Below are 9,167 nucleotides of genomic sequence, written 5' to 3'. Positions count from 1 at the left end.
CGGGCCCGACGGGGTCGAGGTGATCTTCGACCCGGATGCTGGCATCCCGATTCGCGACATCTGTCTGTCGCCGAACGCCCAGTACCTCGCCGTCGAGGTCCAAGACCCGGAAGGCGAACCCGACGCATACCCGAACGTGTCGGGACGCACCCTCAGCACGACCTACTTCGTCGACCTCGAGACCGGCCAGGCGAATCGCGCCATTGCGGGCTTCGCGGTGTCCTGGTGCTCGTGAGTCCCATCGGGTGGATGTCCTGACAGAATCGGCGGGTGGAATTCTTCGAGGCGATCATCCTGGGGCTCTTACAGGGTCTCACCGAATTCCTGCCGATCTCGTCAAGCGCCCATCTACGCATCTTCGGCGACCTCGTCGGCTGGGGCGACCCGGGTGCGACGTTCACCGCGATCACGCAGCTCGGCACCGAACTCGCGGTGCTCATCTACTTCCGCCACGACATCCTCCGCATCATCAGCAAATGGTTCCGCTCCTTCGGGGCGAAGGGCGGCGCGCACTCAGCCGGCATCCAGAAGGGTGACCCCGACGTCAAACTCGGCTGGATCATCATCATCGGCACGATTCCGATCGTGATCGTCGGCTTCCTGTTGCAAGATCTCATCCGCGACCAGCTGCGGTCGCTCTGGATCGTCGCGGTGGTGCTCATTGTGTTCGGCATCCTGCTCGGACTTGCCGACCGGCTCGGCCGCCGCGTCAAGACCGTCGCCGACGTGAGCTACCGTGACGGCCTCCTGATCGGCCTCGCGCAGATGCTCGCTCTCATCCCCGGGGTGTCCCGCTCAGGCGCCTCGACGAGCGCCGGGCTCGTTCTCGGCTACGACCGCCCGTCCTCGGCGCGGTTCTCGTTCTTGCTCGCGGTGCCCGCCGTCTTCGGCGCCGGCCTCTACGAGACCTATACGGCGCTCACCTGCCAACCGGGGGTCGACGAGGCGTGCGGCACCGGCTACGGGATGCTCGAGACCGTTGCGGCGACGGTCGTGGCGTTCGGCGTCGGGCTCGCGGTGATCGCCTTCCTGATGCGGTACATCTCGACACGGTCGTTCCTACCGTTCGTGATCTACCGCATCCTGCTCGGCGGCGCCCTGATCGCCCTGCTGTCGCTCGGCGTCCTGCAGCCCTGACCACCGGGGTTGTTACGCGCCGCCGGCTTTGTCGTCGCGACCATCGCGACCGTTGCGGCGGCGGAGGTAGCGCTCGAACTCTTCCGCGATCGCGTCACCCGAGGCTTCGGGCGAGTCGACGGTGTCGCGCGCCTGCTCGAGCTGCTTGATGTAGGCGGCCATGTCCTCGTCGTCTTCGGCGAGCGCGTCGATGCCGTCTTCCCAAGCCGAGGCGTCGGAAACGAGGGAGCCGCGATCCACGACGACGTCGACGTACTCTTCGAGCCGGTCGAGCAGGGCGAGGGTGGCCTTCGGCGAGGGGGAGTTATGCACGTAGTGCGGCACCGACGCCCAGATCGCGAGCGTAGGGATGCCCGCCTTCTCGGCGGCGAGCCCCAGCACCGAGAGGATACCGACCGGCCCTTCGTAGCTGCTCGCCTCCAGCTCCCAGAATTGCTGCACGGCGCTGTTGTCGCTTCCGACGAAGATCGAGATCGGGCGGGTGTGCGGCACGTCGGCGAGCATCGCGCCGAGGAAGACGATCCCGGTAACCCCGGCGGCCTCGGCCGCGTCGATGATTTCGCCGCTGAAGGTCTTCCAGCCGCGCGACGGCTCGGTGCCGAGCAGAACGTGGATGCCGCCACCTTCGACCGGGGCGGAGAGCGTCACGCTCGGCCATTCGAGAACCCGATCGCCGTCCTCGTTGGTCGAGACGTTCGGCCGGTTGAACTGGTAGTCGAAGTAGTCCTCGGGTTCGACCTCGAGTCGCGGAATCAGGCCGAGCTGATCCCGTACGGCGCGCACGGCGCCACTCGCCGCCTCACCGGCGTCGTTCCAGCCTTCGAAGGCGACGATGAGAACGGACCCCCCGTGAAACGGGTGCAGATCTCCCGACTCGGCCATCCCCCCAGGATAGGCCGCGCGCCGCACCTAAGCTGGTGCGTTGTGACCGCCGCCTCTCCCACCAGTGCCACCCGGCTACCCGCCGCCGTCCTGTGGGATATGGATGGCACGCTCGTCGACACCGAGCCGTACTGGCTTCAGGCCGAGAGCGACCTGGTGCACGCCGCGGGCGGGGTCTGGACGCCGGAGGATGGGCTCCAGCTGGTCGGATCCGGTCTCGAGCGGTCGGCCCTCATCCTGCAGTCGCGGGGCGTCGAACTCACCGTCGAGGAGGTCATCGCGACCCTCACCGACCGCGTCCGGTCGCAGATCGGCGGCGCGGTGCCGTGGCGGGCCGGAGCTCGTGAGTTGTTGACCGAGATCCGGGATGCCGGCATCCCGACCGCTCTCGTCACGATGTCGCGCCGCGACATGGCGCTCGACATTGTTGCGGCGCTCGGCTTCGAGGGCTTCGACGTGGTTGTGGCCGGCAACGACGTGGCGAACGCGAAACCTCATCCCGAGCCGTATCTCACGGCGGCGGAACAGCTCGGTGTCAACGTCACAGAGTGTGTCGCGCTCGAGGACTCCGAGCCCGGAGTCGCCTCGGCAGTCGCGGCTGGAGCGACGGTGTTCGCGCTGCCGCTGCACATCCCACTGCCCCCATCGCCCGCCTACGTGCTGCGCGAATCGATGGTCGGGCTGCGACTCGCCGACCTTGCGGGGGCGCTCGCATGAGCGACGCGTTCCGCGCGGGGGAGCGCGTGCAGCTGACGGGCCCCCGAGGCCGGCTCAACACGATCACCCTCGAGACCGGGAAGATTTTCCACACCCACCGGGGCACGCTCGCGCACGATGTGCTCATCGGGCAGCCCGACGGGTCGGTGGTGACAGCGTCGAACGGCGACTCCTACCTCGCCCTGCGCCCCCTGCTCAGCGACTACGTCATGTCGATGCCGCGCGGCGCCGCGATTATCTACCCGAAGGATGCGGCGCAGATTCTCGGGCTCGCCGACATCTTCCCCGGAGCCACGGTGGTCGAAGCTGGCGTCGGGTCGGGGGCACTGTCGCTCTGGCTGCTTCGGGCGATCGGCCCTACGGGGAAGCTCCTCTCGTTCGAGCGTCGTGAGGAGTTTGCCGACATCGCCCGCGGCAATGTCGCCGGATTCCTCGGCGAAGTGCCGACGAACTGGGAGATTGCGCTCGGCGACCTTGCCGAAGAACTACCGGAGCGGGGGATCAAAGCCGACCGCGTCATTCTCGACATGCTCGCGCCGTGGGAGTGTCTGCCCGCGGTCAGTGCCGCACTTGCTTCCGGCGGCGTGCTGCTCTGCTACGTCGCGACGGTCACCCAGCTCTCCAGAGTCGCCGAAGCGATCCGCGCGACGGGGCTCTACACCCAACCGGAGTCGAGCGAGACGATGATCCGCGGCTGGCACATCGAGGGCCTCGCGGTGCGACCCGAGCACCGGATGGTCGGGCACACCGGCTTCCTGCTGACGGCCCGCCGACTCGCACCCGGCGCAGTGCTGCCGCCGCCCGCTCGCCGCACCTCGAAGACCGAGTACGGCGAAGAAGACGTCGAACTGTGGACGCCAGGAGCGCTCGGCGAGCACGTCAAGAGCGACAAGCGGATGCGCAAGGTCGCCCGCGAAGCACGCGCGATCGCCGACCAGGCCGGGGCACCCCTCGACGACACATCGGACGACAAGGAGAGCGAGCGATGACAAGTAGAGTGTTCGTCGTGCGTCGTTCCCCCTTTGCCCGGCCCCTGACGGCCGTCATCGCGGCCGTGCTCGTCTCGGGAGCCCTCGCGGGATGCACGGGCTTCTCGATTGCCGGCGGATGCGAGCCCGCGTTCCAGCCTGGAGATGCGTCGAGTGCCGTCAGTGCGACCGGGGATGTCGAGTTCCCGACTCCGCTCATCGCCAACGAGACCCAGCGTTCCGTGCTCGTCGAGGGCGAGGGTGAGCCCGCAACTCCGGGGTCGGTCATTCTGGCGACCTACACGTATTTCGATGGCGCGACCGGGCAGGCCGGAGACGAGACCACCGCCTTCTTCACCGCGAGTGACGCCGCCCTGCAACTTGGTGAATCTCTTGCGTGCGTGACCGTCGGGTCGCGCCTCGCCGTCGTTGGGCCTGTCGCCGACGTGCTCGTCGGGGCTGAGGGCACTGAAGGCACGATCGTCGCTGTGCTCGACATCGAGGCGATCTACCTCGGTAAGGCGAACGGGGTGAACCAGCTCCCGCAAGATGGGATGCCGACCATCGTGACTGCGGTAGACGGCGAGCCGGGGATTACCCTGACGTACCAGCAAGCGCCCGAAGAGTCACGATCCGCGGTGATCAAGGCCGGTAGCGGAGCGACGGTGGAGAAGGGCGACACCGTCATCATCCACGCTCGCAACTGGAGTTGGCCGGCAGGCACCGGCGCCACCCCTGCGATCGGGCAGCTCGATACCTGGGCGTCTGGCACGCCGACGGAGGTCGATGTCGACGCCGAGGTGCTGGGCGACGAAACGGTCTACGAGGCGTTCGAAGGCGCCAAGGTCGGATCCCAGCTGCTGCTCGTCATCCCCAACACTTCGGGCGACGGCAGCGCGACCGTCGTGGTCATCGACATCCTCGGCATTCTCGCCGACGAGTAGGCGATCGGAAGTGACGGCGTGACGCAAGCTGCCGTACCGGTCGAGGAGCGGCTCTTCAGCCTCGTTCTCGCGCTGCTCGCCACCGAGACCGGACTCACGAAGAACGAGATCCTGTCGACCGTGCAGGGCTATCGCCAGCGGTTCAAGAGCGGCGGCGACAACGCGAACCTCGAGCGCCAGTTCGAGCGCGACAAAGACGACATCCGCGATCTCGGCGTGCCGTTGGAGACCCTTGATTCCCCGGGCGACCCCGGCAATAACCAGACGCTGCGCTACCGCATCCCCAAGGGCGCCTACGAGCTCCCTTCAGACGTCGCGTTCAGCCCGGAAGAGACGGCGTTGTTGAACCTCGCCGCGATGGTCTGGCGTGAGGGGTCGCTGTCGGGGGAGTCCCGCCGGGCGCTGCTCAAATTGCGATCACTCGGCGTGACAGCCGACGAGCCGGTGCTCGGATACGCGCCGCGCATCCGCCTGCGCGACGCCACGTTCGATCCGCTCGACGCCGCTATTCGCAAGAGCCTGCGCGTGCGATTCCAGTACCTGAAGCCGGGGGAGGAGCGCGCCACCGACCGCGACGTGATCCCGCTCGCCCTCGTGCAGTACCAGGGCCGCTGGCACCTCTCCGCCGAGGAGCTCGACGGTGACCGCAAAGTCTTCCTGCTGCGCCGCATTGTCGGACCGGTCACAACGGGGAAGGCCGTCCCGATGCCCGAAGGCGACCACGCCGCCGAGGCTCTCGCGGGGCTCGAGGAGGTCTGGGAGCGCAACGTCGCCGAACTCGACGTCGTACCCGGATCGGATGCCGCCACCCGTCTGGCGAATCGTGACGGCGCCGAGGTCACCGGCAACCGCGTCGTGCTGCATTTCGTCGACCTCAACATCCTCGCCGACGAGCTGAGCGGATTCGGCCCCGAGGTGCTCGTGCTCTCGCCGCCCGCGCTGCGCGACGTCGTCGTCGGCCGCCTGCAAGAGGTGGAGGCTGCGCATGGATAGGCCGAAGCCCCAACCGTTCCAGGCCCGCGACAAGCTCGCGTTCCTGCTTGCGCTCGTGCCGTACCTCATGGATCACGACCGGGTGACCGTCACCGAGGCGGCCGCGCATTTCGCCGTCGACCCCGAGCAGATCCGGGATGCGGTCAACCTCATCGCCGTCAGCGGCCTCCCGGGTGACACCTCGGCCTACCAGCACGACGACCTGTTCGACATCGACTGGGACGCGTTCGAGAACGACGACGAGATCGTGATCACCAATCGCGTCGCGATCGACGATTCGCCGAGGTTCTCGGCGCGTGAGGCGTCGGCGCTCATCATGGGCCTCGAATACCTCTCCGCGCTCCCCGAGTACGCAGATCGGGGAGCGATCACCAGTCTGAAGACAAAACTGTCGCGGGGAACGTCGGGCGCCGTCGCACCGGTCAGCGTGAGCGGGAGTCAGTCGATCGACAGCCTCGCTCCCTCGCTGCAGCTGATCCGAGAATCGGTCGACGCGGGGTTGCAGCTCGAGTTCGACTACCTCAACGCGCGGGGCGACCGCGAGCGGCGCAGGGTCGACGCCCTCCAGGTCGAGTCCATCGACGCCGACTGGTACCTGCGAGGCTGGTGCCACCTGCGTGAAGCAGTGCGCACCTTCCGGCTCGACCGCATCTCCGACGCGGTGGTCACTGACGCACCGATCGAACACCGCGCGAGCGACGTGCGGTTGCCCGAACTCTTCGAAGCCTCACCCGACGACCTCGAGGTGGTCATCGATGTCGAAGCGTCGGCGATGCCCTTGCTCGCCGACTACATCCCCGACGGCGCCCGCAGCATTTCGGAGGGCGGCCGCATCCGCACCACGCTGCGCGTCTCGCACTTCCACGGCCTGAAGCGGCTCATCGCGAGCATGCCCGGCGTCGTGACCGTCGTCGCACCCGACGACGCCCGAGCCGCGGTTGCTGACTGGGCTGCAGCCGGAGTAGCCCGGTACCGCTGAGTTAGACTGATCGCAGTCCTGACGACCTACCTCGACCCTGACTTTTCTGAGCAAGGAGACCCGCGTGTTCACACACATCCTTCTGGTGAACCAGTGGCAGACGTGGGTCATCATCCTCGTCGTCGTTCTTCTGCTGTTCGGCGCGACCCGCCTGCCGGCGCTCGCCAAGAGCCTGGGCCAGTCGGCGAAGGTCTTTCGCAAGGAGATCAAGTCAGACGACCCTGACGACGCGCCCGCGGCCGAGTCGGACCAGCCCGCCGACAAGAAGTAGCCCGCATGGCCGCCCCACGCCGGCGGAACCCCGAAGGGCGGATGTCGCTCGGCCAGCATCTCGTCGAGCTGCGCAAACGGCTCACCCGCGCCGCCCTCGCGATCGTCGGCGGCACCGTCATCGGCTGGATGATCTACGACCTCACCTGGATCGGCGAACTCTTGGACTCCGTGCTTCCGGGCGCGGCGAAGGCGCTCGATGACCTCGGAACGTGGGCGGCACTGCGGGAACCGATCTTGCGAATCGCCGAAGCGCAGGGCACTGACGTCGCCATCAACTTCACGACGATCACCGGCGCCCTCGACATCCAGTTCCAAGTGGCGCTGGCAACCGGAATCGTTCTGTCCAGCCCCGTCTGGCTGTATCAGCTCTTCGCATTCTTCGTCCCCGGGCTGACCGGCAAGGAGAAGCGCTACACGTTCGGGTTCTTCTTCTCCGCGGTGCCGCTGTTCCTCGCCGGGTGCACCGCGGGCTGGTTCGTGCTGCCGCGCATCGTCGAAGTCATGGCCAACTTCGTACCACCGGGGGCTACGACACTTTACGACGCGAAGTACTACCTCGATTTCGTGCTCAAGCTGATGCTTGCCGTCGGGGTGGCCTTCGTACTGCCCGTGTTCGTCGTACTGCTGAACTTCATCGGCGTGGTGCGGGGGATCTCGATTCTCAAGGGATGGCGCTGGGCGGTGCTCGCGATCGTCGTCTTCACCGCGATTGCGACCCCGGCGGCCGACGTGTTGTCGATGGTGCTGCTCGCCATCCCGATGACGGTGCTCTACTTCGTAGCGGTGGGAATCGCCGTCTGGCACGACCGCGTCGTCGACCGCCGGGCGGCAGCTAGCCTGGTCGAGTGAACGCGCCCTCGTCCGGGTCTGTGGGGGCCGAGCCGGCGCCGGCCGACCGCTTCGCCGCCGCGAAGTCCCGTCAGGGCGCTCCGCGGCTCCAGGAGTTTCGCGGAAAGCTGACGTTCGACCTCGACCCGTTCCAGCTCGAAGCGTGCCAGTCACTTGAGGGCGGTCGTAGCGTGCTCGTCGCGGCACCAACCGGAGCGGGCAAGACGATCGTTGCCGAGTTCGCGGTGCACCTCGCCCTCGCGCAGGCCCGCGCGAAAGTCTTCTACACGACACCGATGAAGGCCCTCAGCAACCAGAAGTTCGCGGAACTCACCGCGGAGCACGGTGCCGACAAGGTCGGGCTGCTCACCGGGGACAGCAACATCAACAGCCACGCCCGGGTCGTCGTCATGACCACCGAGGTGCTGCGCAACATGCTCTACGCCGACAGCCCGCTGCTCCACGATCTCGCCTACGTGGTGATGGACGAGGTGCATTACCTCGCCGACCGGTTCCGCGGCGCCGTCTGGGAGGAGGTCATCATCCATCTCCCGCAGGATGTACGCATGGTGTCGCTCTCGGCGACGGTGTCGAACGCGGAGGAGTTCGGCGACTGGTTGCAAGCCGTGCGCGGTGACACCGACGTCGTCGTCTCTGAGGAACGGCCCGTTCCGCTCGAGCAACACGTGCTCGTGCGCTCGAAGCTGCTCGATCTGTTCGAGACGTCGAGTCTCGTGCGCGGCGACGGCACCGACTCGTCGCGCGTCAACCCCGAGGTGACTCGGCTCACCGGCGCATCCGACCGGGCGGCCAGCGGCCACCGGCATCCCAACATCGGCCGCCCGGGCAAGGGCAAGCGGAGGGATTCCGACCGCATGATCTCCCGCGGAGCACCGAGCGGCGACCGGCTGTTCGGCGACCGGATGGGTCGAGCCGACATCGTGAAACTGTTGCGGTCACGCAACCTGCTGCCAGCGATCTTCTTCGTGTTCAGCCGGGTCGGGTGTGATGCGGCCGTCGAACAAGTGGCACGCAGTGACGTGCGGCTCACCGAGTCGTGGGAGCGCGCCGAGATCCGGGCACTCGTCGAGGAACGCTGCCGCGCCATCCCCGACTCCGACCTCGCGGTGCTCGGCTACTGGGGCTGGCTCGACGGGTTGGAGCGCGGCCTCGCTGCCCACCATGCCGGGATGCTGCCGATCTTCAAGGAGATCGTCGAGGAACTCTTTCAGCGCAAGCTGCTCAAGGTCGTGTTCGCGACGGAGACGCTCGCGCTCGGCGTCAACATGCCCGCCCGCACTGTCGTGATCGAGAAACTCGAGAAGTTCAACGGTGAAGCCCGCGTACCGATCACGCCGGGCGAGTACACCCAGCTCACCGGGCGCGCCGGTCGCCGCGGCATCGACGTCGAAGGACACGCCGTCATCCAGTGGACGGGCGGTGTCG

At 67.3% G+C, this 9,167-nt stretch carries 11 protein-coding genes; 10 read left to right on the top strand and 1 reads right to left on the bottom strand.

All coding sequences use genetic code 11. The annotated features are described in order from the left end of the window. The coding region (locus RMO30_RS04820; RefSeq protein WP_397427889.1) for a hypothetical protein at positions 1–235 on the top strand (235 nt) is incomplete at its 5' end. A 35-nt stretch (positions 236–270) separates the two neighbouring features. Continuing rightward, positions 271–1,137, top strand: a complete 867-nt coding sequence (locus tag RMO30_RS04815; RefSeq protein WP_309710222.1) for an undecaprenyl-diphosphate phosphatase — start codon at positions 271–273, stop codon at positions 1,135–1,137. A 12-nt stretch (positions 1,138–1,149) separates the two neighbouring features. Here the strand turns inward: RMO30_RS04815 and RMO30_RS04810 are convergent, their stop codons facing one another. After that, a complete protein-coding gene (locus tag RMO30_RS04810) occupies positions 1,150–2,019 on the bottom strand; it encodes a PAC2 family protein (RefSeq protein WP_309710219.1) in 870 nt (289 codons plus the stop codon). Positions 2,020–2,061: 42 nt separating this feature from the next. Here RMO30_RS04810 and RMO30_RS04805 point away from each other — a divergent pair, with 42 nt between their 5' ends. The 8 genes from RMO30_RS04805 to RMO30_RS04770 form a co-directional block, all read left to right on the top strand. Beyond that, entirely contained in the window at positions 2,062–2,736 is a 675-nt protein-coding gene (locus RMO30_RS04805) for an HAD family phosphatase (protein ID WP_309710217.1), read from the top strand. Beyond that, on the top strand, positions 2,733–3,725 hold the full coding sequence (locus RMO30_RS04800) for a tRNA (adenine-N1)-methyltransferase (protein ID WP_309710214.1): 993 nt from the start codon (positions 2,733–2,735) through the stop codon (positions 3,723–3,725). Before RMO30_RS04805 ends, RMO30_RS04800 begins: the two co-directional genes overlap by 4 nt. 17 nt (positions 3,726–3,742) lie before the next feature. After that, positions 3,743–4,648, top strand: a complete 906-nt coding sequence (locus tag RMO30_RS04795; RefSeq protein WP_309710212.1) for a hypothetical protein — start codon at positions 3,743–3,745, stop codon at positions 4,646–4,648. 18 nt (positions 4,649–4,666) lie between these two features. Further along, positions 4,667–5,641, top strand: coding sequence for a WYL domain-containing protein (locus tag RMO30_RS04790; RefSeq protein WP_309710210.1), 975 nt, complete (start codon positions 4,667–4,669; stop codon positions 5,639–5,641). Next, complete coding sequence (locus tag RMO30_RS04785; protein WP_309710208.1) at positions 5,634–6,620, top strand: WYL domain-containing protein; 987 nt, start codon at positions 5,634–5,636, stop codon at positions 6,618–6,620. The genes RMO30_RS04790 and RMO30_RS04785 overlap by 8 nt, the downstream gene beginning before the upstream one ends. Positions 6,621–6,684: 64 nt before the next feature. After that, entirely contained in the window at positions 6,685–6,891 is a 207-nt protein-coding gene (tatA, locus tag RMO30_RS04780; RefSeq protein ID WP_309710205.1) for a twin-arginine translocase TatA/TatE family subunit, read from the top strand. 5 nt (positions 6,892–6,896) lie between these two features. Continuing rightward, a complete protein-coding gene (gene tatC / locus RMO30_RS04775; protein ID WP_309710203.1) occupies positions 6,897–7,742 on the top strand; it encodes a twin-arginine translocase subunit TatC in 846 nt (281 codons plus the stop codon). Continuing rightward, positions 7,739–9,167, top strand: a 1,429-nt coding sequence (locus tag RMO30_RS04770; RefSeq protein WP_397427888.1) for a DEAD/DEAH box helicase, incomplete at its 3' end; no start/stop codon positions are given. The genes tatC and RMO30_RS04770, both read left to right, overlap by 4 nt.

This window comes from Pseudolysinimonas sp. (genome assembly GCF_031389465.1).
Lineage (GTDB): Bacteria > Actinomycetota > Actinomycetes > Actinomycetales > Microbacteriaceae > Pseudolysinimonas_A.
This window is presented reverse-complemented; position numbering and strand designations above follow the sequence as displayed.